The following is a 25,198-nucleotide window of genomic DNA, read 5'->3' as shown; positions in this document are numbered from 1 at the left end:
GGCGGCTGGTGGCGTCTCCGCCACCCGTGCGTGTCTCCTGGGGCCCGTGGTCAGCGCACCGTCGCCGGGCCGGGCCGGAACGGTGCGCCGTGGGCGCAGACCACGAGGGTGGCGAGGTCCAGCACCCGTTCGCGCTGCCGGCGCAGCTCGTCGCGGTCGTGGCTGTAGGGGTCGTCGGCCGGGCCCTCCTCGGTCCACCACAGGTGCGTGAGGGCGACGACGTCGTCGGGGGTGCCGACGAGCGTGGTGATGTCCTGCGGGGTGTGCCCCGGCGTGGCGAGCAGCCGGATGCCGGGGGTGAGCTGCGTGCCCTCGGCGGCCCGGCGGGTGAACATGTCCCCCTCGATGACGGACTGGAAGTCGTGCACCGGCACCACCGGGAAGAGCGCGACGTTGAGCGTGTGGTCCAGGTGGTGGTGGCTGACGACGACGTCGGTGACGTCCTCGGGGCGGACGCCGAGCTCGCGCATCGGGGCGAGGATGAGGTCCCGGTCGGACACCATGCCGGGGTCCACGATGACGACCCGGTCGGCGTCCCGGACGAGGCTCACCGTGCCCGCCACGTGCGGCATGCGCACGTAGCCCTCGACGAGGACGTCCAGGCGGGCGGTGCGTGACAGCTCCGGCATGCGCGGACCGTAGCAACCGCGGCGGCCCGGTGCCCGGCCGCCGGCCGGCCCTGGGTGCCCGGCCGGCCCTGGGCGCCCGGCCGGCCCTGGGCGCCGGCGGGCACGAGTGGCGACGCCGTACCGGTCACCCGCGGGAGTGCGTCGACCCCGCCGGCGCGCGCGGTCGACCAGAGCCGCTGCATGATCGCGTCCGTGACCTCGCCGGACGTCGTCCTCGACCTGCGCCCGCCGCGCTTCTCCACCGCCCTCTACGGCGCCTCGGTCGTGGTCGCCGTCGTGCTGGTGGTGTTCGTCCTGACGACCCCCGGTCCGCCGCTGTTCACGGCTGCCTTCGCAGCGTTCGCGGTGGGCATCACCGGCTACAACACGGCGACGGTGCTCAGCCGTGTCCGGGGGCACGCCGACGGGTCGCTCGAGGTCCGGAACCGGCTGCAGACCCGCCGGCTCCAGCGCCCCGACATCGACCGGGTGATGGTGGGTCGCCAGGGTGGTGCGGGAAGCGTGCGGCGTGTGGAACTGCTCCTCACCGACGGGACCGTCCTGCACCTCGTGGCGACGGAGACGCTGCCGTTCCCCGGCCAGCGGCAGGTGGACGAGCAGGCCGCGGAGCTCCGCCGGTGGATCGAAGGGCCTCGCCCGCCGTCCCCCTGATGGCCGCGTCCCCTGATGCGTCGGCCACGCGCCCCTGCACCCGCGGCGATCGGCGGGCTCGGCGGCACCGGGCACCCACCGGCCCGGACACCCCTCGACGCACGTGTCCCCCCGGAGCGGTGTGCTCCGGGGGGACACGTGCGTCTGTCGAAAACGCCCGACCGAGGTGCGATCGAGGCCCTGATCTCAGCCCCTGCTGCGCGACGCGGTCAGGACGACCGTGCTCAGCTGCAGCCGCTGGTGGAGCCGCAGCCCTCGCAGACGTAGCAGCTGCCGGCCGGGCGCATCTTCGTGCCGCAGGTCATGCACAGCGGCGCATCGGTGGCGGTGCCGGTGACCAGCTCGAGCAGCTCGGCCGAGGAGTGCGCCTCCTTGACGGACTTCGGGCCCTCGGGGGTGACCTTCTCCTCCGTCTTGGCGGTCTCGATCGGCGCGGAGCCGCGTAGCTGCTCCAGGTCGACCTCATCCTCCTGCACGGTGGCCGTCGACGCCGAGGCCCCGTAGCCGGAGACCTGCGCCGCGCGCTCCTCGGCGGTGAAGATGCCGAGGTTGGCGCGCTTCTCGACCGGCAGGTGGTCGAGCGCCAGGCGACGGAAGATGTAGTCCATCACCGACTGGGCGATCCGGATGTCCGGGTCGTCGGTCATGCCGGCCGGCTCGAAGCGCATGTTGGTGAACTTCTGGATGTAGGTCTCCAGCGGCACACCGTGCTGCAGCGCCAGCGAGATGCCGATCGAGAAGGCGTCCATGACACCGGCGAGGGTGGAGCCCTGCTTGCCGAGCTTCAGGAACACCTCACCCAGGCTGCCGTCCTCGTACATCCCGGCGGTCATGTAGCCCTCGGCGCCGGCGACGCTGAACGAGGTGGTGACGCTCGTCCGCTTCTTCGGCAGCCGCTTGCGCACCGGGTGCGACAGGGCGCTGGGCGCGGCCGCCTCGACCTTCTCCTCGGCCTTGGTGCCGTCGTTCTTGCCCTTGCCGCCCGACAGCGGCTGGCCGACCTTGCAGTTGTCGCGGTAGATCGCCAGCGCCTTGAGACCCATCTTCCAGCCCTGGAAGTAGATCGTCTCGACGTCCTCGACGGTCGCCGTCTCCGGCATGTTGACCGTCTTGCTGATCGCGCCGGAGATGAAGGGCTGGACCGCGGCCATCATGCGGACGTGGCCCATCGGGGAGATGGCCCGCTCCCCCATGGCGCAGTCGAACACCTCGTAGTGCTCGGGGCGCAGGCTCGGCGCGTCGACGACGTGGCCGTGCTCGGCGATGTACTCGACGATCGCCTCGATCTGCTCCTCCTGGTAGCCCAGGCTGCGCAGCGCCCGCGGCACCGTCTGGTTGACGATCTGCATGGAGCCGCCGCCGACCAGCTTCTTGAACTTGACCAGCGAGAAGTCCGGCTCGATGCCGGTCGTGTCGCAGTCCATCATGAAGCCGATCGTGCCGGTGGGGGCCAGCACCGAGGCCTGGGCGTTGCGCCAGCCGTTGTCGGCGCCGATCTCCAGGCACTCCTGCCACTGCTGCGTGGCGACCTTCAGCACATCGGCGTCGTCGGCACCGACCGGGCGGATGGCGTCGTTGGCGGCGGCGTGCTTGCGCATGACGCGGGCGTGGGCGTCGGCGTTGCGGGCGAAGCCCTCGTAGGGGCCCACGATGCCGGCGAGCTCGGCCGAGCGCCGGTAGGCGGTGCCGGTCATCAGCGAGGTGATGGCCGCGGCCAGCGTCTGGCCACCGCGCGAGTCGTAGGCGTGGCCGGTCGCCATGAGCAGGGCGCCGAGGTTGGCGTAGCCGATGCCCAGCTGGCGGTAGGCCCGGGTGGTCTCACCGATCGGCTCGGTCGGGAAGTCGGCGAAGCAGATCGAGATGTCCATCGCGGTGATGACCAGCTCGACGGCCTTCACGAAGTTCCTGGCGTCGAACGTGCCGTCGTCCTTGAGGAACTTCATGAGGTTCAGCGACGCCAGGTTGCACGAGCTGTTGTCCAGGCTCATGTACTCCGAGCACGGGTTGGACGCGTTGATGCGACCGGTCTCGGGGTTGGTGTGCCAGTCGTTGATCGTGTCGTCGTACTGGATGCCGGGGTCGGCGCACTCCCACGCGGCCTGCGTGACCTTGCGGAACAGCGACTTGGCGTCGACGGTCTCGATGACCGAGCCGTCGAGGCGGGCCCGGAGGCCGAACTTGTCGCCTTCCTCCACCGCGCGCATGAACTCGTCCGAGACGCGGACCGAGTTGTTGGCGTTCTGGTACTGGACGCTGGTGATGTCCTTGCCGCCGAGGTCCATGTCGTACCCGGCGTCGCGCAGCGCGCGGATCTTGTCCTCCTCGCGCGCCTTGGTCTCGATGAACTCCTCGATGTCGGGGTGGTCGATGTCGAGGACGACCATCTTCGCCGCGCGGCGGGTGGCACCACCGGACTTGATGGTGCCGGCGGAGGCGTCGGCGCCGCGCATGAAGGAGACCGGTCCGGAGGCGGTGCCACCGGAGGAGAGCAGCTCCTTGGAGGAGCGGATCCGGGAGAGGTTCAGGCCGGCACCGGAGCCGCCCTTGAAGATCAGGCCCTCCTCGCGGTACCAGTTCAGGATCGAGTCCATCTCGTCGTCGACGGCGAGGATGAAGCAGGCGCTGACCTGCTGCGGTGCGCTCGTGCCGACGTTGAACCAGACGGGCGAGTTGAAGCTGAAGTACTGGTGCAGCAGCATCCAGGTCAGCTCGTGCTCGAAGATCTCTGCGTCGCCCTCGGTGGCGAAGTAGCCGTGCTCGCGGCCGGCCTCGGTGTAGGTGAGCACCACCCGGTCGATGAGCTGCCGCAGGCTGGTCTCGCGCTGCGCGGTGCCGACCGCGCCGCGGAAGTACTTCGTGGTGACGATGTTGGTGGCGTTGATGCTCCACTCGGCCGGGAACTCGACACCGCGCTGCTCGAAGTTGATCGAGCCGTCCCGCCAGTTGGTCATGACGACGTCGCGACGCTCCCAGGTCACCTCGTCGTACGGGTGCACACCAGCGGTGGTGAAGACACGCTTGATCTTGAGGCCCTTGGCCCGGCCGGGCGTCTTGGCGCTGCGTCGGGTGCGGGCGCCGGCCACGCGGTCGTCGGTCTCGGTCATGGTGTGGAGCTCTCCCTGGTCGTGTGTCGCGTGGTGCTTCGCGGGGCTGCGCGGTGGTGCTGCGCGGTGGCGGATCGGGGGCTGGGGAAGAGCCGCGATCGGTAACTGCTCGAACTGCTGTCTATCGGGTGGCACCGACAGTTCTCAGGTGCCGGCGGAGCTGCCGGACGGGACCGGCTCCCGGGGCGCGGGCGGGCCCGTCTCCCCCGGCGGCGCGCCGGACTGCCGGGCCTTGAGCTCGGCGATCTCCCGCTCGAAGTCGGCCACCGAGGTGAAGGAGCGGTAGACGCTGGCGAACCGGAGGTAGGCGACCTCGTCGAGCTCGCGCAGCGGACCGAGGATGGCCAGGCCGACCTCGTTGCTCGGCACCTCCGCGGCACCGCTGGCGCGGATGGCGTCCTCGACCTGCTGGGCGAGGAGCTTGAGCTGGTCCTCGTCGACCGGCCGGCCTTGGCAGGCCCGCCGGACGCCGGCGACGACCTTGCTGCGGTTGAACGGCTCGCTGACGCCGTTGCGCTTGACGACGGCGAGCACCGCCTCCTCGACGGTGGTGAACCGCCGACCGCACGCCGGGCACGAGCGACGGCGCCGGGTGGTGGCGCCCTCGTCAGCCTCGCGCGAGTCGATGACCCGGCTGTCGGCGTTGTGGCAGAACGGGCAACGCACGGTGGTTCACCTCCTTCGCCGACGAGCCCCTCACCGGCTGCCTGTGGAGCTCCCTGGGGACATCCGGTGGACGCGACGGGGAGAACCTGAGGACGGGCCTGTGGACGGGCTTACAGCTCTGTAACTACTAGATGTAGGGGAACCCTAGGACGGCGCCCACAAGATGTGCAAGTGATCGTTTGCTCGGCGTGTTCCACCCCGACACTGCGGTACGCAGGCGGAACAGCGGCCCCCAGCCGTCACAGGGGCACCGCGACGACACGCCGGAAGTCGACCCGACCGGGCCCCGAGGAACTGCCCGCGGCGACACCGAAGAAGCGCGCACGATGACACCGCTGCACCCCTCCCCCCACTGACCCCGGCGCGGGTTCCACGGTCGCCACGGCCGCCGCCACCCACGGGCGTCGGCGGCGGAGGGCACCGCGGGAGGTGCGGCACCACCGAAGGCCGCGCCGATCCGTCAGGCGCGGACGGAGCCGCCCACCCGAGGGCGCCGTGCGTGCGGCACCTGGTCGGTCAGGCGCATCGGCCGGGTGAGCAGATCGGGCTCGAGGTCTGCGGGAGGCGTCCAGCCGTGCCCGACCGCACGCCTCTCGACCGGATGGGCGGAATGCGCGGCGGGCACCCCTCTGCCGCCCGGCCGGCTGCTGCGGGCGGTCGCCGGCGCACCCGCGTCGACGGGGCGGAGGTGATCGGTGTCGGCAGCACGGTGCCGACCGACCACGGGACTCGGCGCGGTCGCCGGAGCCCGGTGGCGACCGGTCGGGGCCGCCGGCGCGGACGAGGCCGTCACCCCCTGGACCGCGTCGCTCTCGGGCGCGCGTCGACGGCCGCCCGTGCGAGAGGTGGCCGACTGCACCCCACGACTGTCCCGCACCAGCGGGAGGCTGGCCGTCGCGTCCGGGTCCGTCGACGGAGCAGCTCCCGGCATGGCGGCCGCTTGCGCAGGCACCGCCTGCGTCGCGGGGGGCGAGACCGAGGACGCGGGCTCTGGCAGCCGTACCGCGGCCAGCTCGGTCCACGTCATCTGCTCGACACCGTCCGACACGACCCGGACCCACATCTGGCACGCGCCCGCGTCATCGTGCCGCCACCCCAGCAGCTCCCCCGCCCGCCAGGCCCCTGCCTGGTGGACCTCGACGACCTGGGGCTGGCGGGTGAACACCGCGGCGCGGTTCTCCATGACGCTGGACACCCAGTAACCGTAAGCGGGTGACGAGCACGGACCGTGAAGACGCCCACACGGAGGGTTGACGAAGTCGGCGACCGAGCTTGTGAATCTCTTGTTGCGGCCCACCGAAGCGCGTCCGCCGGGGCGGATCAGGGCAGCACCAACACCTGGCCGGGCCTGATCGCAGCGCTCTCGAGCCGGTTCAGCTGCCGGATGTCGACGACGACGTCGCGCACGTCCCGCCCCCCGGCCGCCGCACCCGCGATGGACCACAGCGTGTCACCCGGCTCCACGATGACCTTGGTCGTCCCCATGAGCTCGAGCGCGTCACCGTCATCGCCGAGGACGGCGCCGCCCAGCGCGACGACACCCAGGCCGAGGAGCAGCACGACCACCGCGACCACGCGCCGTCCTCGTGCCGTCAACCGGAGCGGGGGCAGCGACTCCGCCGCCGGACCGATCGCCGGACGACCGGTCGCCGGCCGCCGGACCCACCCCGCCCCGTCACCCGGCAGCCCCGGATCGGCGCGAGGTGCGACGGCATCTGCGTAGGCGCGGGGCGGCGGCAGCACCCTGTGGTGCCGGGCGGGCGCGGTCGCGGACCGCCCCCCGCACACATCGGCCGACATCTCTCCGCGGACCCGCAGCGCAGCAGCGCTGTTCATGCTCCCTGCCCTCCCGACCGGCACCTCGCCGGCCCGAACACATGTTCGATTCGAACGCCTGTCCGATGTCTACCGGAAGCGACCGACAGAAGCGATGCGACACGGAGAACTTTCGAACGTGTGTTTGAACTGGTCGGCGATCAGCGCTACCGTTCACGCGACGACGACGGGCGAGCGCTGCACGGGCAGCCGGCGAGGAGGAGACGTGGCGGACTCGAACGGGACCTCCGGCGGCGGGCGAGGCACCCGGAAGGCGGCCCCCGATGCGAGCGGTACCGCCTCGGTGCGGGCGTTCCCCGATCGCACGGCCGACGGTGACGGCCTCACCCAGCGCCAGCGGCGCGTCCTCGAGGTGATCCGCGACTCGATCGACCGCCGGGGCTACCCGCCCTCGGTCCGCGAGATCGGCGAGGCCGTGGGGCTGTCGTCGGCGTCCTCGGTCGCCCACCAGCTCTCGGTCCTGCAGAAGAAGGGGTGGCTGCGGCGCGACCCCAACCGCCCGCGCGCACTCGACGTCCGACTGCCGGGGGATGCCGGCCGCAGCACGGCCGCCCACGTCGAGCCGCCCGTGATCGGCGACGGCGAGCAGGCCTCCGCCCCGACCTACGTCCCGCTCGTCGGCCGGATCGCCGCCGGTGGGCCGGTGCTGGCCGAGCAGGCGGTGGAGGACGTCTTCCCGCTGCCCCGCGAGCTCGTCGGCGAGGGAACGGTCTTCATGCTCAAGGTGGCCGGCGACTCGATGGTCGAGGCCGCGATCTGCGACGGCGACTGGGTCGTCGTCCGCCAGCAGCCCACTGCCGAGAACGGCGAGATCGTCGCCGCGATGATCGACGGCGAGGCGACGGTCAAGACCTACAAGCGGCGCGACGGCCACGTCTGGCTGCTGCCGCACAACCCGGCGTACGAGCCCATCCCCGGCGACGAGGCGACGATCCTCGGCCGGGTCGTGAGCGTCCTCCGACGGGTCTGAGCCACTGACGTCGATGGCCGGCCGGGGGGACTCCCCCGGCCGGCCATCGACGTCTGTGGGGACGATCAGCGCCGCAGGTAGTCGCCGTCCCGCTTCTCGAAGAACGCCCGCAGCGCCTCCTGGTGGTCAGAGGTGCGGAACATCTCGAGGAAGCGCTTGGTCTGCAGCGCTTGCCCCTGCGCGAAGTCCATCTCGAACGCCCCGGTGACGGCCTCCTTGGTCACCTCCACCGACAACGGCGCGCGGGTGGCGATGCGCTGGGCCTTCGCGAGCGCCGCGGGCATGAGGTCGCCGGGCTCGTGCACCTCGGTCACCAGTCCCCAGTTGAGCGCCTGCTGGGCCGTGTAGCGGGCGCCGGTCAGCAGGATCTCCTTGGCCGGCCCCAGCCCGATGACGCGCGGCAGACGCCAGAAGCTGACGATGAGGCCCACGTTGACACCCGCGGCCACGAAGAACGCCTCCGTCGATGCGATGCGGATGTCACAGCAGAGCGAGAACTCCAGGCCGCCGCCGATCGTGGCCCCGTTGATGGCGGCGATCACGGGTGCCCGGAAGTTCTGCACGCCGTTGAGCACCCGGCTGAATTCGGCGAGGTAGTCGGTCAGCTGCTCGTCGCTCATGGACTGGTCCTCGCCCAGGTGCGCTCCCGCGGTGAAGGCCCGGCCCTCGCCGGTGATCACCAGGCACCGGACGTTCTCGTCGGCGTCCAGGATGTCCAGCGCCTTCATGAACGACCGCCGGCTCTCCCAGCTGAAGGTGTTGGAGGGCGGGCTGTCCAGCGTGAGGACGGCGATGTGCGGGGTCTCGTAGCGCAGGTGGACGCCGCTGCCGACGTCGGTGGTGGTCACGGTCATGCTGCTTCCTCCGGGGGTGTGTTGAGTGCGACGGACGGGTCGCGGCGGGACCGCCGCGTGGATTCGCCGGGCTTGCGGTCGAGCAGGCGCATCGCGATGACGGTCACCACGATGTTGATCAGCAGGATCACCACGGAAAGCGCACCGACCCGCTGGTAGAGCGACTCGCTCGCCAGGTTGTAGAGCACCGTGGCGACCGTCGGATTGGCGCCGGTGTAGAGGAACACCGACATCTCCAGCTCCCGGAAGAGGAGCACGAAGTTGAGCAGACCCGCCGCCAGCAGTGAGGGCCGCAGCAGCGGAACGGTGATCCGGCGCCAGGTGCGCGCCCAGGAGGCGCCCAAGCTGCGGGAGGCCTCCTCCACCTCCGCACCGATCTGACCCATGCCGGCGTGGACGTAGGCGAACGTCAGCGGCAGTGCGCTGCCCGTGTAGGCGATCAGCAGGATCGTCAGCGTCCCGCCCAGCCCGAACGGCTGGGCGGCGTAGGCGATGATCAGCCCGATGCCGAGGACCGCCCCCGGGAAGGCCAGCGGCGCGGCCATGGCACCGACAATCACCGCGTTGCTGCGCGCCTTGGTGCGGTGCACCAACCACGAGGCGAGCAGCGCCACTGCCAGGGCCAGCACCGTGCCGCCGATGGCCAGCAGGAAGCTGTTGCCCATGGCTGCGGCGATGAGGGGCCTGCCGAAGACCTCCTCGTAGTTGCCGGTCAGGGTGAAGTTGTCCCACCCGAGCGGGCGGCCCAGGGCCTTGCGGAACGACGTCACCAGCAGCATGCCGAACGGCAGGACCAGGCTCAGCACCACGACCGCCGCGCAGAACGCCACCGCCACGTAGCGACCGGCGCCCAGGTGCGTGAGGTCCTGCCGGCCCGGCTTGCCCCCGATGACGGTGAACTTCCTGCCGCCCACGATCTTGCGCTGGATCAGCAGCAGCGCCGCGATGATCACGAGGATCGGCACGGAGATCACCGCCGCCACCTCGATCCGCGGCGGGAACTGCATGAGGCTCAGCAGCACGGTCGGGATGGTCTGGAACCCGGTCGGGGCGCCGAGGATCGCCACCGGGCCGAAGATGATCGCCGAGGAGACGAACACCAGGATGGAGCCGGCGATGAGGGCCGGCGCGATGACAGGGAACGTCACCGTCCGCAGCACCCGCCAGCGGGAGGCGCCGAGGCTCGCCGCGGCCTGTTCCAGGGCGGGGTCGATGCCATCGAGGGCCGCCGACACCGGCAGGAAGACCAGCGGGTAGAGGAACAGCGCCAGGACGAAGATGATCCCCCACGGCGTGAAGATGTTGAACGGCGACTCCCCCAGGCCGAACAGCGACATCAGCGCGGTGTTGAGCACGCCGTTGCGCGGCCCCAGGAGGAGCACCCAGCCCAGCGCGGCGATGAAGCTGGGGGCCGCGAAGGTGAGGACGGCGCTGCCACGGAAGAACCGCCGCATCGGCATGTCCGTGCGCACGGTGAACCAGGCCAGCGGAAGGCCGACGACGAGGCTGCCCAGCACCGTGCCGCAGGCGATCCAGACCGAGTTGCGGATCGCTTCGAGCAACTGCGGCTCGGAGGCCAGCAACCCGTAGTTCGACAGCGTGAGGCCGCCGTCGTCGGCCACGAAGCTCTGCCCGAACACCTGCGCGATCGGATAGCCGACCAGGGCCAGCAGCGTCAGCACCCACACCAAGCGCATGGCGCGCTCGAACCCGGTCGACCGACGGCGCCGCGGCGCCCGGCCGGAGGGCGGCCCCCCGGCCGGGCCGGAGGCCGACCCCTCGCGCGGATCGGCGCCCGGGACCGTCGAGGTCGCGGAGCGGCTCAGGGTCACGGCCCGCTCCCCTCGCCCGGGCCGGCGGGAGCGCCGGCCCGCACCGCGTCCGTGCTCACCGGTTGAACAGCTCGGCGAATCGGGCCACCACCTGGTCTCCGCGGGCAGCGATCTCGTCGAGGTCGGCGGGAAGCAACGTGGCGTCGGAGAGGTCGGCTCCCTCGGCCGGCTGCGGAGCTCCCTCGAGCACGCTCCGTCCGCCGAGCTCGACCAGCGCGTTCTGATAGTCCTCGCTGAGCTGGTACTGCATCAGGAGTTTCGCGGCGTTGGGCCTCGGGGCGTCGGCGAGCATGGCGAGCTCGCTGGTGAAGGTCGGGACGCCGTCCTCCATGAAGGCGATCGCCAGCGGCTCCCCCTCCTCGGCCGCACTGATCACCGCAGACTCGATCGCCGGGACGCCGATGTCGGCCTCGCCGGTCAGCACCAGCTGGGCGAGAGCCAGGCTGCTGTCGGTGACGATCACCTCGCGCTCGGACAGCTGCTGGAGCCACTCCTCCCCGTACAGACCGGTGAGCGTCGTGTAGAACGCGAGCGCGGTGCCCGAGGCCCCCGGGTCGGCGCTCACGATCGTGCCCTCGGCCGAGGACGCGAACTCCTCCCACGTGGTCGGCAGGTCGGCAGGATCGGTGCTGGCGCCGTTGTACATGATCCCGAGCGGCACGAGGCTGTAGGGCACCTGCGGGTTGTCGGGGTTGTCGAGGCCGTCGATGATCTCGTCGGCATTGGGGATCTCGGGGTCGGCGATGATGCCCTCGTCCGCCCACTGCTGCAGCGTGTCCGGGTCGGTGAGGCTGACCACGTCGGCGTTGAGGGAACCGCTCGCCAGCTCCGCGGAGACGGAGTTGGCGACCGAGCCGGAGTCCTCCCGGGTGAAGGTCACGTCGATGTCGAAGAGCTCCTGCATCCGCTGCTGGAGCAGCTCGACCCCGGGACGGGTGTGCCCGCCGGCGTAGATCACGACTCCGCCCTCCTCCTGGGCGGCGGCGATGAGCTCTTCGCTGATGCCGTCGATGCCGGCGGCTTCCGCGCCCCCCTCGCCGCCCCCGGCGGCCGGCTCGGAGCCGTTGCCGCATCCGGCGAGGAGGACGGCGGACAGGGGAACGGCGAACAGGGCATTCCTGCGGCGGGCGGTGGGACGAGTCGACACGGTGCCTCTTCTCGGACGGACGGGCGCGGACGGTGGACGGACGGCGGAGCGACGGATCCCGGTCACGCGGCGGACCGCCGGGCCGGAGCTGGGGCGGGCGTGGCGCCCCCGGTGGCCGAGGGGCCCGGTCGGTGGTCGTCCCGGCCGGGGACGGAGGCGCCCGGGCCGTCGCTGACGATGGCGACCGCGGTGCCGTCCACCTCCACGACGACGTCCTGGCCGGCGTCGAACCGGCCCAGGCTGGGGCCCGTGGCCTTCAGCGGCTCGGCGAGGCCGGGCAGGTCGACGGCGTACTGCACGTGGTCCCCGAAGAACAGCGCCTCGCTGACCCGCGCGCCCCCGGCCGCGCCGGCGGATCCGGACGTGAGCCGGAGGTCGACCGGCCGGATCGACACCGACACCTCGTCGCCCGCCTGCAGGGCCACGTCCGCCGATCGGGGGGCGGTCACCGTGATCCCCCCGGGCAGCCGGAGGGGGACGCCGTCGGCGGACGGCGGACCGCACACGGTGGCGGGCAGCAGGTTCGTCGCGCCCAGGGCCCGGGCGACGAAGCCGGTCCGCGGCCGCCGGTAGACCTCCTCGGGTGCCCCGACCTGGACGATGCGACCGGCGTGCATGACCACCAGCCGGTCGGCCAGCGACAGGGCCTCCGCTTGGTCGTGGGTGACGTAGACCATCGTGACCCCGAGCGACCGGTGGATCCGCTTGATCTCCGAGCGCATCTCCTCGCGCAGCCGGGTGTCCAGGTTGGACAGCGGCTCGTCGAGCAGCAGCAGGGCCGGGTCGTTGACCAGGGCGCGGGCGAGGGCGACCCGCTGCTGCTGACCGCCGGAGAGCTGGTGGGCGTAGCGGTCGGCGAGACCGTCCAGCTGGACCATGGCCAGCGCCTCGTCGGTCCGGCGGCGGACCTCCGGCCGACTCACCTTCGCCGTCGTCGGCCCGTAGCCGACGTTCTCCCGCACGCTGAGGTGCGGCCAGAGGGCGTAGCTCTGGAACACGACCGACATCTGGCGGCGCTCCGGCGGGATGAACATGCGGGGTCCGGCCAGCACCTTGTCCCGCAGCCGGATCTCCCCGGCGTCCGGGCGTTCGAAGCCGGCGATCATGCGCAGGCAGGTGGTCTTGCCGCAGCCACTGGGCCCGAGCAGGACGACGGCCTCGCCCTCCTCGATGGTCAGGTCGACCTGATCGACCACCGGTGCGGCGCCGAAGCTCTTGGTCAGTCCGGACAGGACGAGGTGGGTCACGCGGGAACCTCCGTCGGATCGAGAGGGCTGGATCCCGCGCCGGGCGCCGGGCGGGCGTGGTCGTCGTCGGGCGGGGTCGTCACGAGGACACCGGCGGCGAGGAGTTCGTCGATCTCCGCGGCGGGCATCCCGGCCTCGGCCAGCACCTCGCGGCTGTGCTGGCCGAGGAGGGGGGCCGGGCGGCGGATCGTCGACGGGGTGCCGGAGAGCTTCACCGGCGCACCGATGTGGCGGACGGTGCCCATCCGGGGGTGCACGGTCTCGACGAGCATGTCCCGCGCCTGCACGTGCGGATCGGCGTAGACCTGCTCGATGTCGTAGAGGGGACCGCTGGGCACCCCCGCCGCGTGCAGCACCTCGAGCCACTCGGCGGTCGTCCTCCGCCGCAGCGTCGCCGCCAGTTCGCCGGCCAGCTCGAAGCGGTACTCCATCCGCGCGGGGTTGGTCGCGAACCGCGGGTCCCGCAGCAGGCGCTCCATCCCGAGGGCGGAGCACAGACGTTCCCAGTTCCGGTCGTTGGCCGCACCGATGGCGATGAATCCGTCCGCCGTGGGCAGCGCCTCGTAGGGAGCCGACAGCCGGTGCGCCGACCCCATCGGCCGGGCGACGTCGCCCAGGCTGAAGAACATCGCCGTCTCCCAGACGGTGTAGGCGATCCCCGCCTCCAGCAGTGAGGTGTCTACGAACTGCCCCTCCCCCGTCCTCAGCCGGTGGATGTAGGCCGACAGCACGCCGTACGCGCCGAACACCCCGGCGTTCAGGTCGCAGATGGGGACGCCGACCTTGGCCGGCGGCCGCCCGGGCTCACCGGTCATGCTCATCAGCCCGCTCATCGCCTGGGCGATGAGGTCGTAGCCGCCGCGGCCGGCGTACGGGCCCGTCGCGCCGAAGCCGGAGATGGAGCAGTAGACGAGCGCCGGGTTCGCGGCCCGGAGCTCCTCCTGCCCGAGCCCGAAGCGGTCCAGCAGCCCGGGGCGGAAGTTCTCCACGAGCACGTCGGCGTCCCTGGCCAACCGCCGGACGACCTCGGCACCGCGGGGGTCCTTCAGGTCGACGGCGATGCCGCGCTTGTTGCGGTTCATGGCGTTGAACGCCGGCGAGTGCTCCACGTCCGGGCCGCGGGACATCCGGCGGGTGTCGTCCCCACCTCCGGGCCGCTCGATCTTGATGACATCGGCGCCCATGTCGGCCAGCAGCATGGAGCAGTACGCCCCCGCCATGACCTGGGTGAGGTCGAGGACCCGCACGCCCGAGAGGGCGCCTGGAGGGACCTGGTGCGACACGTGCATCTCCCGACCGCCCTGGCGGCGCGCGCTGTGCCACTGTGTGGCACACTTTGCCGTGCAGTGGCACGAAGTGGTGCGCGCCACAGTAGGTCGGAGTAAAGGTGGCGTCAATCACATGAGGTCGGTATCCGTCGCGCTGGCTATCCTGGAGGCGGTCTCGGAGCTGCAGCCGGTCGGCGTCAGCGACCTCTCCCGGTCCATGCAGCTCCCCAAGTCGACGGTCCAGCGCATGCTGCTGACGCTCGGGGACCTGGGGTGGATCCGCGCCGGCGCCGAGGAGCCCACGCGCTGGTCGCTCACCGCCAAGGCCCAGGCCATCGGGTCACGGCACCGGGGCGACGAGGAGATCCGGCGCGTCGCGCTGCCGGCGATGCACCGGCTCTCTGCGGCGACCGGTGAGACCGTGCACCTGTCCGTCCCGGAGGACCGCCGGATCGTCCTGCTCGACAAGATCGACGGCGTCCACCCGGTGCGGACGCACACCTCCGTCGGGCACGGCGCACCCCTCCATACGACGGCGTCCGGGAAGGCGGCCCTGGCCGCGATGCCCGAGCCGCGGGCCGCAGCCCTGCTGCGCGCGGCGCCGCTGGAGGCGCTCACGCCGCACACCGACACCGACCCGGAGGCATTGCTCCGGGAGCTGCCGCGCGTGCGCCGGCAGGGCTACGCGGTCACGGTCGGGACACGGCATCCGGACATCGCCGCCGTCGGGGCCGCCATCCTGGACCGCGCGGGCCTGCCGGTGGCGACCCTGAGCCTGTCCCTGCCCTCCCAGCGCTTTCCCCGGCGCCTGTGGCCGGTACTCGGCGAGCAGGTCACCAGGGCTGCGGAGGAGTGCAGCCGGCAGCTCGGCTGGCGGCCGGAGGCCTGACGGGTCAGGACCGGCGGCGCAGCCGTCCGGTCAGCCAGACCACGACGGTCGCCACGGTCGCCGCGATCAGGGCCGCGGCGATGGGCGACCGGTCCGAGCCGGTGGTCAGCTCGGCGAAGGATGGGAGCGGCACCTCCGCGGGCGCCGGGCCCGACGCGGCAGCCCGGGCCGGCAGGGGCACCACGGTGACGGCGCTGGGCAGACCTTCGCTGGCGACCACCAGCGCCTGATTGTCGGCCGTGAAGCTGATGGCCTCGCCCTGGGGTGACTCCGGCAGCGCCACCCGCACCGGCTCCCCGGCCAGCGCGCCGACGACGTCGGATCCGGTCAGGGGCCAGACGTAGGCGTCGGTGTAGGTGCGGAGCGCCAGGGCGCTGCCGTCCGCCGCGACCGCACCGCCGGTGATCAGGAGCTGCCCGGCCCGGCCCACCGGCCCGCCCGGGGTCCCGGTCAGCGTGACGTTCACCGAGCCCACCCGCTCCATCGGCACCGTGCCGCCGTCCACCAGCGCTGCGGCGGGACGGTAGACGCCGCTGGCCCCGAGGACCTCCTTGGTGACGAGGTACGGCGTCCCGTCCGGCGCCAGGAGCAGCGCCTCGGCGTCGTGCGCGCCGTCGGGGTAGGTCAGCCGGTGCAGCGCCGTCGTGCCGTCGGGCCGCAGGACGTGCAGGGCCACGGTCGGGCGGACGGAGCCGTTGTCCCCGATGTCGGCCACCCAGACGCTCCCGTCGGGCGCCACGCCGAGGTCCTCGGGGTCGAAGGGGTCGACCACCCCGGTCTGGACGTCGACGACCGCGCACGAGGAGTCCAGCCCGTAGACGGTGACCTGCTCGCCGCCGTCGTTGAGCGCGAGCATCTGCTCCCCCACGACCACCAGCCCCGAGAGCTCGGCGAGCCGTGGGTCGGCGATCGAGCACCGGACCTCCGGCGCCGGCGCGGTCGGCGCCTCCGCGAGAGCCGGAGCGTGAGCGAGCACCACCACGCCGCCGGCCAGGGTGCTCGCGACGACGAGCCGGCACCTCCGGGCGCGGTCAGGAACGGGGACGGCCTGCTCGGGCACGTACCCAGCGTGACAGAACCATCTCGTCCAGTGCATGAACCACGCCCAACAGGACGATCCCGACGGCTGCGCCCACGACCGCGTCGGTGATCCAGTGGAAGTCCAGCGACACCATGGCCACGCCGGTGGCGACCGGCCCGACCACGCTCAGCCACCAGAAGGTCCGCTGCACCGCGGCCGGCAGACCGTACTCGACCGCCTGCCAGCGGGCGACACCCCACATGAGCACCGCGTTGGCGACGTGGCCCGAGGGGAACGAGACGCCGTCGGAGTGGAAGAAGTAGGACCCGGGGAACGCCGGGGCCGTGCGGCCGAGACCGTGCTTGATCGCGTAGACCCCGGCGGTCAGCAGCCCCAGGGCGAGGAGCACCCGGGCGGCCGGCAGCCAGGCCCCCCGCCGCCAGAAGAGGTAGCCGATCAGGACGGCGAGCACGACGAGGATCGTCACGCGCCCGCCGATCTGGGTGACCACCCAGACCGCCGGGTAGCCGGTGGTGTCCCGCAGCCCCCAGTCGCTGACGATCTCGGACACCCGCAGGTCCAGCCGCTCGGACGGGCCGTGGGCCAGCAGGTCGGCCGAGAGCAGCACACCGACCAGCAGCGCCGCGACGACCAGCCACCACGGCGGACGGCCGACCGGGACGACGGGGGCGGCGCGCGGTGCATCGATCACCCGCACCGCGCCTCTGGTCACGCCGCCACGGTACCGGCCCGTGACCGGATCGTGATCCGCGACGGTCGACGCGTCGCGCTCAGCCGACCGGGACCGCGAACTCCTCGAGCAGCGCCGCCAGGGCGCCGTCGACCCGGGCCGTGAGCCGTGTCCCGCTGGCCTCGTGGAGCTCGCCGAGCACCTCGCCGTCGCGGTGCACCCGGGCCACCAGGTCACCGCGCTCGTAGGGCACGAGCACGTCGACGTCGACGTCGGGGTGCGGGAGCCGCTCGGCCACCAGCCTGCGCAGCGTGTCGATGCCGACCCCCGTGCGCGCGGACACCCAGACCGCACCCGGCAGGGCCTGCCGGAGCATGAGGATGTCCTCCTCGCTCATCGCGTCGACCTTGTTGACCACGATCAGCTCGGGCACCGCGGCGGCGTCGATCTCGTTCAGCACCACGCGCACCGCGTCGATCTGGCCGAGCGGATCGGGGTCGGAGCCGTCGACCACGTGCAGCAGCAGGTCGGCCGCGGCCACCTCCTCCAGCGTGGAGCGGAAGGCGTCCACGAGCTGGTGGGGCAGGTGGCGCACGAAGCCGACGGTGTCGGTCAGCGTGTACTCCCGGCCGTCGGGCGACTGAGCCCGGCGGACCGTCGGGTCGAGGGTGGCGAACAGCGCGTTCTCCACCAGCACGCCCGCGCCGGTGAGCTGGTTGAGCAGGCTGGACTTGCCGGCGTTGGTGTACCCGGCGATCGCGACGCTCGGCGTCGCGTTGCGGTCGCGGCTGGAGCGCTGGGTGGCCCGGGCGGTCGCCATGCCGGCGATCTCGCGCCGCAGCTTGCTCACGCGGGCCCGGATGCGCCGCCGGTCGGTCTCGATCTTCGTCTCACCCGGACCGCGGGTACCGATGCCGCCACCGCCGGCGACCCGGCCACCGGCCTGCCGGGACATGGACTCACCCCAGCCGCGCAGCCGCGGCAGCATGTACTGCATCTGGGCGAGCTCGACCTGCGCCTTGCCCTCCCGGCTGGTCGCGTGCTGGGCGAAGATGTCGAGGATCAGCGCTGTCCGGTCGACCACCTTGACCTTGAGCACCTTCTCCAGCTGGTTGAGCTGGCCGGGCGTGAGCTCGCCGTCGCAGATCACGGTGTCGGCGCCGGTCGCGGCCACGATGTCGCGGATCTCGGCCGCCTTGCCCGAGCCGACGTAGGTGGCGGCGTCGGGCTTGTCGCGGCGCTGGCTGACGGCCTCGAGCACCTGCGAGCCGGCCGTCTCGGCGAGGGCGGCGAGCTCGGCCAGCGAGCGGTCGGCGTCGGCCTGGGTGCCCTCGGTCCACACCCCGACGAGCACGACGCGCTCGAGCCGCAGCTGCCGGTACTCGACCTCGGTGACGTCGGCGAGCTCGGTGGAGAGGCCGGCCACCCGGCGCAGCGCGCCGCGCGCCTCGAGCGCGTAGGAGCCGGTCGTGTCGTCGGCCTCGTCCCACCGCCCGGCAGGGGCAGGGCGGGTCTCGAGCTCGGCCTGCTCGTCGACGGGCAGGGCATCGGGGGCGGTCGTCATCGTCTCCAGCGTGGCACGGTCCTTCGGCGAAAGCACCTGAGTTGTCATCGCCCTGTGCAACGCACGAGCCGCCCGCATGCATCCCGACCGACGGCGGGTGGCGGCACGGCGGTGGCGGACGGCCGTGCCCGGACGCCCCTGGGCCGGCCGGCGCCGGCCCCGGTGACCGGGGTCAGCCCTGCAGCCACTCCGGGCACAGGACGCCGGCCGAGACCAGGACGGCCGGGCCGCTGAGCACCGTCGTCGCGGACGTCACGCGCACCGACAGGCGGCCGCCGGGGACGTCGACGACGACCGTGCCCTCGGTCGCGCCCTCGGCCCGCAGCGCCGCATAGGCCGCGGCGCACGCGCCGGTCCCGCACGACCGCGTCTCCCCCACCCCGCGCTCGGAGACCCGCAGCCGCACGTGGACGCCCGCCTCGAGGACGTTGACGATCTCGACGTTGACCCCCTCGGGGAACAGCGCCGGGTCGAACGCGGGCGTGCCGGTCAGATCGAGCTGCTCGACGGGCACGTCGGTGAGGCAGGCCAGGTGGGGGTTGCCCATGCTGACCGCGACGCCGTCGAAGGTCCGGCCGTCGAGCTCCGCCGAGCCCTCGCCGAAAAGGCGGGCGGGACCCATGTCCACCCAGTAGCCGCCCTCGGCGCCGGCCCCGACGCGCCGGGCGCCCCCGCGGGTGCCGACCAGCAGACCGTCGGTGCATGCCTGGCGGTCGACGAGTCCCTCGGCGACCAGCGCATGCAGGAACAGCCGGATGCCGTTGCCGCACATCTCGGCGTAGGAGCCGTCGGCGTTGCGGTGGTCCATGAACCACTCGCAGCGGCCGAGGTCGTCACCCAGGACGTCCGCCGCATCGGGCACGTGCGCGCTGCGCACCAGCCGCAGCACGCCGTCCCCGCCCAGGCCGGTCCGGCGCTCGCACAGCCGCTGGACCATCGCGGCGTCCAGGCGGTCGCCGGCCCACACGTCGCCATCGGGGTCGGGCAGGACGACGAAGTCGTTCTCGGTGCCGTGGCCGATGAGCACGCGGGGCGGGGAGGTCACCGGTCGATCGTAGGCGCGGTGATCAGCGCGGCCGCGGCGTCGGCCAGGTCGGCCCGCGCCGCGTCGAACCACGTCGTGGTGGCGTCCCGGCGGAACCAGGAGCGCTGCCGGCGGACGAACCGGCGGGTCGTGGTGACGGTGCGCTCGCGCGCCTCCTCGGCGGACAGGACGCCGTCGAACTGCGCCAGCACCTGGGCGTAGCCGAGCGCGCGCGAGGCCGTCGGCCCCTCGCGGAGCCCGTCGGCGGCCAGCGCCGCGACCTCGTCGACGAAGCCCGCGGCCCACATGCGCTCGACCCGTGCGGCGACCCGGGCGTCGAGCTCCGCGGGCTCGCGGTCCAGCCCCAGCACCACGGCCGGGTAGTGCGGGCGTGGCTCGGGCAGCTCTGCACGGAACGGCCCGCCGGTCAGCTCGATGACCTCCAGGGCGCGCACGATCCGCCGTCCGTTGCTCGGCAGGACGGCCGCAGCGGCCGCGGGGTCGAGCGCGGCGAGCCTGGCGTGCAGCGCGGCCGGCCCCTCGGCGGCGAGCTCGCCTTCCAGCCGGGCGCGCACCGCCGGGTCGGTGCCCGGGAAGTCCAGCTCGTCGAGGACGGCGCGCACGTACAGCCCCGAGCCGCCGACGAGCAGCGGCAGCCTGCCGGCGGCCCGCAGCCGGTCGATCTCGGCCCGCGCGCGGCGGCGGTACCCGGCCACCGACGCGGGCTCGCGCACGTGCCACAGGTCGAGCAGGTGGTGCGGCACCCCGCCTCGTTCGGCGAGGTCGGGCTTGGCGGTGCCGATGTCCATGCCGCGGTAGAGCTGCATCGAGTCGGCGTTGACCACCTCGCCGCCCAGCCGCCGGGCCAGCTCGACGGCGAGCGCGGTCTTGCCGGTGGCCGTCGGACCGACGACCGCGACGACCGGCGGCGCGGTCGGTGCCACGGGTTCGCTGCCGCGGGACGCTCCGCTCACGCCACCACCCAGTCGGCGACCGGGTAGCCCACCCCGAACGGTGCGGCGTCGTGGCGCAGCCGGGCGGTGACGTGCCGGCCGGCGAGCGCGGCTCCCACCGCGCGCCAGACGGGCACGCCGGCGGCGAGCAGGCGTTCCCCGTCCCCCGGGTCCAGCGTCGCCAGCGCGGCGGCGTCCCCCGTGGCGAGGGCGGTCGCGACGGCGGCGTCGAACGGCTCGGCAGCGGGGTCCAGGTAGCCGGGGGCCTTGACCGTGCGCCGCGCCGAACCGTCGCCCATCGCCAGCACGCCGACCGTGGGCGGCAGGTCGCGCAGCAGCTGCCCCACGTCGGCCGGGCCGACGCCGAGGCGGTTGCCGGCGAACGCCACCTGGTCGAGCAGCCAGGCGCCCACCGCGTGCGCCGTCGGCAGCCGGTGCCCGCCCGGCCGCGGCCGGCCGTCGAAGGGCAGCTCGAGGTCGACGCCGAAGCCGCGGAGGTCGCCGCTGTCCCCGGCGCCGAACCGCTCGCCCGGCACCGCGCCCGGACCGACGACCACGACCACCTCGGGCCGGGCGCCGAGCAGGGCGGTGACCGCCTCGACGCAGGCCGCCCGCAGGGCCGCGGTCTCCGGCGAGGGCCGCCCCTCCACCGCCGGGACCAGCAGCGGCGGGCACGGGCAGAACGCGACGGCGGCCGACGGACGAGGCGCCCGGGCCGGGACACCGCCGGGGAGAGAGGTCACGGCAGCAGTGTCGCCGATGCGACGTGGGACACTGCCGGACGTGTCGAGCACGGACGACCCCGGCAACGGGGTGCAGCAGGCCGCTCCGCCGATTGCGGAGACCACCGAGACCCCCGCCCCCGAGGTGGCGACGCCGACCGGCGGCTCCGACGCGGTGACCCCCGCGGCCGGTACGCCGGCGGCGCCGGCGCCCGCGGACGCGGCGCTCCCCGACCCCGCCGGGGAGCCGGGACCGCCGGCGGTCCCCTCACCGGCGCCCGCTCCGGCGCCGCCCGCCGCCCCGGTGGAGACCGTGGTCAGCGACCCGGCGCAGTGGGGCCGCGTGGACGAACAGGGCACCGTCTTCGTGCGCACCACCGACGGCGAGCGCGAGGTCGGCTCCTGGCAGGCCGGGGACGCCGAGGCCGGGCTGGCCCACTACGGCCGCCGCTACGACGACCTCGCCACCGAGGTGTCGCTGCTCGAGGCCCGGCTCAAGGCGCACACCGGCAACCCCGGGGAGATCAAGGCCAAGGCGGAGGGGCTGGCCGGGTCGATCCCGGCCGCCGCCGCCGTCGGTGACCTGGAGGGCCTCGCCGCCCGGGCCCGCGCCATGGTGGCGACCGCCGAGGCCGCCGCCGTGGAGTACCGGGCCGAGAAGGCCGCCGCCCGCGCGGCGCAGGTGGCGCGCAAGGAGGCGCTGGCGGCCGAGGCCGAGCAGATCGCCGCCGAGTCGACGTCGTGGAAGGCCGCCGGTGACCGCCTCAAGGCGATCGTCGAGGAGTGGAAGACCATCCGCGGCATCGACCGGAAGACCGACGACGCGCTGTGGCAGCGCTTCGCCGCCGCCCGGGACGCCTTCGGCCGCCGCCGCGGCGCCCACTTCGCGCAGCTCGACGCCCAGCGCGGCGAGGCCCGCGCAGCCAAGCAGGAGCTGATCACGGAGGCGCAGCGGCTGTCGACGTCGACCGAATGGGGCGCCACCAGCGCCGCCATGCGCTCGCTGATGGACCGCTGGAAGGCGGTGCCGCGCACCGGCCGGGACGGCGACGACGACCTGTGGAAGCAGTTCCGGGCCGCGCAGGACGTCTTCTTCGGCGCCCGCGCCGAGCAGGACAAGGCGCGTGACGCCGAGCAGGTCGCCAACCAGCAGGCGAAGGAGGAGCTGCTGGCCGAGGCCGAGCAGCTCGACCCGGGCAAGGACCTGCGGGGTGCGCAGAACGCGCTGCGGAAGATCCAGGAGCGCTACGACGCCATCGGGCACGTGCCGCGCGCCGTCATGCGCCAGCTCGAGGACCGCATGACGGCCGTGGAGCAGAAGGTCCGCGGCGCCGCCGACGCCGGCCGGGTGCGCACCGCCCCGGAGAACCCGATGGTCGCCTCGATGCGGGCCGCCGTCACCAAGGCCGAGGAGCAGCTGGCCAAGGCCGAGGCAGCGGGCGACGAGCGCCGGATCGACGAGGCGCAGGCCAACCTGGCGACCCGCCGGGAGTGGCTCGCCGAGGCAGAGAAGTCCGCCCGCCGGTAGGCACCCAGGCATAGGAAGCTTTACCTGCGCTTCTGCTCGCGCTCCCGTAGGTAGAGCTTCCTATGCCCCCGGTTCAGCAGCCGGACGTGAGCACCGGCAGCGGGGCGGGGACGCCGATCTGCGGCATGCCGAGCGAGACGCCCGGCGTCGTGGGCTTCCGCCCTACCTCCGAAGCGTCCCCGGCCCGGGTGCGCCGGTGGGACAGCAGCGGGCCGTCGGCCACGAGGTGGTGCGGCGCAGCCTGGGTGACGACGGTCTCGACGATGTCGCCCGGCCGCACCCCGGCCATGGCCTCCCCGCCCGCCCCGAAGTGCACGAGGCGCCCGTCGCGGGCCCGGCCGGAGAGCCGGCCGCGCGCGGCGTCCTTGCTCCCCTCCCCCGCCGCGACGAGCAGCTCGACCTGCCGGCCGACCAGCTTCCGGTTCTCGTCCCAGCTGATCTCGTCCTGCAGCGCGGTGAGCCGGAGGTAGCGCTCCTGCACGACCTCCTTGGGCAGCTGCCCCTCCATCTCCGCGGCCGGCGTCCCGGGGCGCTTGGAGTACTGGAAGGTGAAGGCGCTGGCGAACCGGGCGCGCCGGACCACCTCCAGCGTCTGCTGGAAGTCCTCCTCGGTCTCGCCCGGGAAGCCGACGATGATGTCGGTGGTGATCGCGGCCTCGGGCATGGCGGCGCGGACCCGGTCGATGATCCCGAGGTAGCGCTCCTGCCGGTAGGCGCGCCGCATCCGCTTGAGGACGTCGTCCGAGCCCGACTGCAGCGGCATGTGCAGCTGGTGGCAGACCGCCGGCGTCTCGGCCATCGCGGCGATGACGTCGTCGGTGAACATCGCCGGGTGCGGGCTGGTGAAGCGGATGCGCCCCAGCCCCTCGATGCGGCCGGTGGCCCGCAGCAGGTCGGCGAACGCGCCGCGGTCGCCGAAGTCGCTGCCGTAGCTGTTCACGTTCTGGCCCAGCAGGGTCACCTCGAGCACGCCCTGGTCGACCAGCGCCTGCACCTCGGCCAGGATCTCGCCCGGGCGGCGGTCCTTCTCCTTGCCGCGCAGCGCCGGGACGATGCAGAACGTGCAGGTGTTGTTGCACCCGACGCTGATCGACACCCAGCCGGAGTGGGCCGAGTCCCGCTTGGCCGGCAGCGTGGACGGGAAGACCTCGAGCGACTCGACGATCTCGACCTGCGCCTCGGCGTTGTGCCGGGCGCGGTCGAGCAGCGCCGGCAGCGAGCCGACGTTGTGCGTGCCGAAGACGACGTCGACCCAGGGCGCGCGCCGGACGATCTCGCCGCGGTCCTTCTGCGCCAGGCAGCCGCCGACGGCGATCTGCATGCCGGGGCGGGCGTCCTTGACCGGGCGCAGGTGACCGAGGTTGCCGTACAGGCGGTTGTCGGCGTTCTCGCGCACCGCGCAGGTGTTGAGGACGACGACGTCCGCGTCGTCCCCGTCCGCGGCGGCGGCGTACCCGGCCGCCTCCAGCAAGCCGGACAGCCGCTCGGAGTCGTGGACGTTCATCTGGCACCCGTAGGTCCGCACCCGGTAGGTGCGCGCGGGGCTCTGCGCTGCGCTGCTCATGACAGGAGGAAGGGTACGTCCCGGCGGGCACAACGATTGTCATTGCTATCGACATTCGATATGGTCCGCGGCATGACGACGAGCCGCCCCTTCCTCGGCCACACCGGCACGAACCTGGGTGCCGCCGTCCTGTTCGTCGTCTCCGGTGTCGCCCTCCTGAGCGCGGTGGTGCTCCCGGTCAACCAGCTCACCCAGCCCGGCGGCAGCGTCGAGGTGGCCGTGGCCGCCCCGGACGGCGACCGGCAGCTCGACCTGGCGGGGCTGCCGGAGGGCGTGTGGGTCGTCGACTCCACGCTCGAGTCGACGCTCTTCGCCGCCGAGCTCCCGGCCGGCCTTCGCGCGCTGACGGAGCTGCCGGCCTCGCTGGGTGCGATCGCCGTCGCCGTCGGGGCGTGGCTGCTCGCCCGCGTGCTCTGGGCCATCCACGACGGGCACCCCTTCGACCGGCGCAACCCCGGGCGGCTGGCCGGCCTCGGCGCCGCCGTCGTCCTCGGCGGGCTCGTGGCTCCCATGATCGAGGGGGTGGTCGCCACCGCCGTCCTGGAGCACCTGGACCTGGCCGGCCCGGACTCCCCGCTCGTCCTCTTCAGCACCTCCCTCTCCCTGCTGCCGATCGGGCTGGCGCTCGCCCTCCTGGCCGCGGCCGAGGCGTTCCGCCGCGGCCGGGCGCTCGAGCGCGAGGTCGAGGGGATGGTGTGAGCCCGCGCCGCGACGTCCCGGCGTCCGACGAGGGTTCCACCCACCGGGTCGCCTGCCACCTGGACCGCCTGCTCGCCGAGCGGCGCATGACGCTCGTCGAGCTCTCCGAGCAGGCCGGGGTCTCCGTGGTCAACCTGTCGGTGCTCAAGAACGGGCGGGCCCGCGCCGTGCGCTTCTCCACCCTCACGGCGGTCTGCGACGCGCTGGGCTGCCAGCCGGGTGACCTCCTCTCCGTCGTCCCGGTGCGGTCACCCGAACGGGCGGACTCCGGCCGCTGACCCGCACGTGGGCCGCGTTCGTTACGCCTTCGTGATCCCACAGTGCGGGAACCGCGACCTC

The 25,198-nt window shown here is 73.3% G+C and carries 22 protein-coding genes; 6 read left to right on the top strand and 16 right to left on the bottom strand.

What is annotated here, in order from left to right; translation table 11 throughout:
• Positions 1–50: 50 nt before the first annotated feature.
• Complete coding sequence (locus tag BMW62_RS08095; protein WP_091930347.1) at positions 51–629, bottom strand: MBL fold metallo-hydrolase; 579 nt, start codon at positions 627–629, stop codon at positions 51–53.
• 192 nt (positions 630–821) lie between these two features.
• Between BMW62_RS08095 and BMW62_RS08090 the strand changes: the two genes are divergently transcribed.
• A complete protein-coding gene (locus BMW62_RS08090) occupies positions 822–1,280 on the top strand; it encodes a hypothetical protein (RefSeq protein ID WP_091930458.1) in 459 nt (152 codons plus the stop codon).
• A 224-nt stretch (positions 1,281–1,504) separates the two neighbouring features.
• Here BMW62_RS08090 and BMW62_RS08085 read toward each other — a convergent pair whose 3' ends face one another.
• From BMW62_RS08085 to BMW62_RS08070, 3 genes are all read right to left on the bottom strand, one after another.
• Positions 1,505–4,384: a vitamin B12-dependent ribonucleotide reductase gene (locus BMW62_RS08085; protein ID WP_091930346.1), complete on the bottom strand. Its 2,880-nt coding sequence runs from the start codon at positions 4,382–4,384 to the stop codon at positions 1,505–1,507.
• Between the two features lie 144 nt (positions 4,385–4,528).
• Complete coding sequence (gene nrdR / locus BMW62_RS08080) at positions 4,529–5,050, bottom strand: transcriptional regulator NrdR (protein ID WP_211435039.1); 522 nt, start codon at positions 5,048–5,050, stop codon at positions 4,529–4,531.
• Positions 5,051–6,370: 1,320 nt separating this feature from the next.
• Positions 6,371–6,625, bottom strand: coding sequence for a LysM peptidoglycan-binding domain-containing protein (locus tag BMW62_RS08070; RefSeq protein ID WP_211435038.1), 255 nt, complete (start codon positions 6,623–6,625; stop codon positions 6,371–6,373).
• 466 nt (positions 6,626–7,091) lie between these two features.
• Here BMW62_RS08070 and lexA point away from each other — a divergent pair, with 466 nt between their 5' ends.
• Complete coding sequence (lexA, locus tag BMW62_RS08065; protein ID WP_091930344.1) at positions 7,092–7,856, top strand: transcriptional repressor LexA; 765 nt, start codon at positions 7,092–7,094, stop codon at positions 7,854–7,856.
• A 65-nt stretch (positions 7,857–7,921) separates the two neighbouring features.
• Here lexA and BMW62_RS08060 read toward each other — a convergent pair whose 3' ends face one another.
• The 5 genes from BMW62_RS08060 to BMW62_RS08040 form a co-directional block, all read right to left on the bottom strand.
• The gene (locus tag BMW62_RS08060; RefSeq protein ID WP_091930343.1) at positions 7,922–8,710 is read right to left on the bottom strand and encodes an enoyl-CoA hydratase/isomerase family protein; all 789 of its coding nucleotides are present in this window, start codon (positions 8,708–8,710) and stop codon (positions 7,922–7,924) included.
• The gene (locus tag BMW62_RS08055; RefSeq protein ID WP_091930342.1) at positions 8,707–10,542 is read right to left on the bottom strand and encodes an ABC transporter permease; all 1,836 of its coding nucleotides are present in this window, start codon (positions 10,540–10,542) and stop codon (positions 8,707–8,709) included. Before BMW62_RS08055 ends, BMW62_RS08060 begins: the two co-directional genes overlap by 4 nt.
• Positions 10,543–10,597: 55 nt before the next feature.
• On the bottom strand, positions 10,598–11,689 hold the full coding sequence (locus BMW62_RS08050; RefSeq protein ID WP_170852276.1) for an ABC transporter substrate-binding protein: 1,092 nt from the start codon (positions 11,687–11,689) through the stop codon (positions 10,598–10,600).
• Positions 11,690–11,751: 62 nt separating this feature from the next.
• The gene (locus BMW62_RS08045) at positions 11,752–12,936 is read right to left on the bottom strand and encodes an ABC transporter ATP-binding protein (protein WP_091930340.1); all 1,185 of its coding nucleotides are present in this window, start codon (positions 12,934–12,936) and stop codon (positions 11,752–11,754) included.
• The gene (locus BMW62_RS08040) at positions 12,933–14,225 is read right to left on the bottom strand and encodes a CaiB/BaiF CoA transferase family protein (RefSeq protein WP_091930339.1); all 1,293 of its coding nucleotides are present in this window, start codon (positions 14,223–14,225) and stop codon (positions 12,933–12,935) included. Before BMW62_RS08040 ends, BMW62_RS08045 begins: the two co-directional genes overlap by 4 nt.
• A gap of 112 nt (positions 14,226–14,337) precedes the next feature.
• Here BMW62_RS08040 and BMW62_RS08035 point away from each other — a divergent pair, with 112 nt between their 5' ends.
• Positions 14,338–15,093, top strand: a complete 756-nt coding sequence (locus tag BMW62_RS08035; protein WP_170852275.1) for an IclR family transcriptional regulator — start codon at positions 14,338–14,340, stop codon at positions 15,091–15,093.
• A 4-nt stretch (positions 15,094–15,097) separates the two neighbouring features.
• Here BMW62_RS08035 and BMW62_RS08030 read toward each other — a convergent pair whose 3' ends face one another.
• The 6 genes from BMW62_RS08030 to BMW62_RS08005 form a co-directional block, all read right to left on the bottom strand.
• Positions 15,098–16,153 (bottom strand): SMP-30/gluconolactonase/LRE family protein, encoded by a 1,056-nt coding sequence (locus BMW62_RS08030; RefSeq protein ID WP_091930338.1) that lies wholly within the window; start codon positions 16,151–16,153, stop codon positions 15,098–15,100.
• Positions 16,125–16,847 (bottom strand): phosphatase PAP2 family protein, encoded by a 723-nt coding sequence (locus tag BMW62_RS08025; RefSeq protein WP_244523907.1) that lies wholly within the window; start codon positions 16,845–16,847, stop codon positions 16,125–16,127. The genes BMW62_RS08030 and BMW62_RS08025 overlap by 29 nt, the downstream gene beginning before the upstream one ends.
• A gap of 58 nt (positions 16,848–16,905) precedes the next feature.
• The gene (gene hflX / locus BMW62_RS08020) at positions 16,906–18,369 is read right to left on the bottom strand and encodes a GTPase HflX (RefSeq protein WP_091930455.1); all 1,464 of its coding nucleotides are present in this window, start codon (positions 18,367–18,369) and stop codon (positions 16,906–16,908) included.
• A gap of 172 nt (positions 18,370–18,541) precedes the next feature.
• Positions 18,542–19,414, bottom strand: a complete 873-nt coding sequence (gene dapF / locus BMW62_RS08015) for a diaminopimelate epimerase (protein WP_091930336.1) — start codon at positions 19,412–19,414, stop codon at positions 18,542–18,544.
• A complete protein-coding gene (gene miaA, locus BMW62_RS08010; RefSeq protein WP_244523906.1) occupies positions 19,411–20,367 on the bottom strand; it encodes a tRNA (adenosine(37)-N6)-dimethylallyltransferase MiaA in 957 nt (318 codons plus the stop codon). Before miaA ends, dapF begins: the two co-directional genes overlap by 4 nt.
• The gene (locus BMW62_RS08005) at positions 20,364–21,089 is read right to left on the bottom strand and encodes a class III extradiol ring-cleavage dioxygenase family protein (protein ID WP_091930334.1); all 726 of its coding nucleotides are present in this window, start codon (positions 21,087–21,089) and stop codon (positions 20,364–20,366) included. Before BMW62_RS08005 ends, miaA begins: the two co-directional genes overlap by 4 nt.
• Before the next feature lie 40 nt (positions 21,090–21,129).
• Here BMW62_RS08005 and BMW62_RS08000 point away from each other — a divergent pair, with 40 nt between their 5' ends.
• Positions 21,130–22,596: a DUF349 domain-containing protein gene (locus tag BMW62_RS08000; protein ID WP_091930333.1), complete on the top strand. Its 1,467-nt coding sequence runs from the start codon at positions 21,130–21,132 to the stop codon at positions 22,594–22,596.
• Between the two features lie 73 nt (positions 22,597–22,669).
• Here the strand turns inward: BMW62_RS08000 and miaB are convergent, their stop codons facing one another.
• A complete protein-coding gene (miaB, locus tag BMW62_RS07995) occupies positions 22,670–24,160 on the bottom strand; it encodes a tRNA (N6-isopentenyl adenosine(37)-C2)-methylthiotransferase MiaB (protein WP_091930332.1) in 1,491 nt (496 codons plus the stop codon).
• Between the two features lie 72 nt (positions 24,161–24,232).
• Between miaB and BMW62_RS07990 the strand changes: the two genes are divergently transcribed.
• Together BMW62_RS07990 and BMW62_RS07985 are read left to right on the top strand one after the other, a co-directional pair.
• A complete protein-coding gene (locus BMW62_RS07990; protein WP_170852273.1) occupies positions 24,233–24,859 on the top strand; it encodes a DUF2975 domain-containing protein in 627 nt (208 codons plus the stop codon).
• Positions 24,856–25,137 carry a helix-turn-helix domain-containing protein gene (locus tag BMW62_RS07985; protein WP_091930330.1) on the top strand — a complete coding sequence of 94 codons (282 nt, stop codon included), beginning with the start codon at positions 24,856–24,858 and terminating at the stop codon, positions 25,135–25,137. The genes BMW62_RS07990 and BMW62_RS07985 overlap by 4 nt, the downstream gene beginning before the upstream one ends.
• Positions 25,138–25,198 lie beyond the last annotated feature (61 nt).

It is taken from the genome of Blastococcus sp. DSM 46786 (assembly GCF_900109665.1).
GTDB lineage: Bacteria > Actinomycetota > Actinomycetes > Mycobacteriales > Geodermatophilaceae > Blastococcus > Blastococcus carthaginiensis.
Note: the sequence above shows the minus strand (reverse complement) of the source record. Positions and strands in the feature narration are given on the sequence as shown.

What these genes read in the sequence shown, in the direction of transcription:
- BMW62_RS08095 (WP_091930347.1), bottom strand. Translation starts at nt 629, where the DNA reads ATGCCGGAGCTGTCACGCACCGCCCGCCTGGACGTCCTCGTCGAGGGC.
- BMW62_RS08085 (WP_091930346.1), bottom strand. Translation starts at nt 4,384, where the DNA reads ATGACCGAGACCGACGACCGCGTGGCCGGCGCCCGCACCCGACGCAGC.
- BMW62_RS08060 (WP_091930343.1), bottom strand. Translation starts at nt 8,710, where the DNA reads ATGACCGTGACCACCACCGACGTCGGCAGCGGCGTCCACCTGCGCTAC.
- BMW62_RS08040 (WP_091930339.1), bottom strand. Translation starts at nt 14,225, where the DNA reads ATGCACGTGTCGCACCAGGTCCCTCCAGGCGCCCTCTCGGGCGTGCGG.
- BMW62_RS08035 (WP_170852275.1), top strand. Translation starts at nt 14,338, where the DNA reads ATGAGGTCGGTATCCGTCGCGCTGGCTATCCTGGAGGCGGTCTCGGAG.
- hflX (WP_091930455.1), bottom strand. Translation starts at nt 18,369, where the DNA reads ATGACGACCGCCCCCGATGCCCTGCCCGTCGACGAGCAGGCCGAGCTC.
- miaB (WP_091930332.1), bottom strand. Translation starts at nt 24,160, where the DNA reads ATGAGCAGCGCAGCGCAGAGCCCCGCGCGCACCTACCGGGTGCGGACC.
- BMW62_RS07990 (WP_170852273.1), top strand. Translation starts at nt 24,233, where the DNA reads ATGACGACGAGCCGCCCCTTCCTCGGCCACACCGGCACGAACCTGGGT.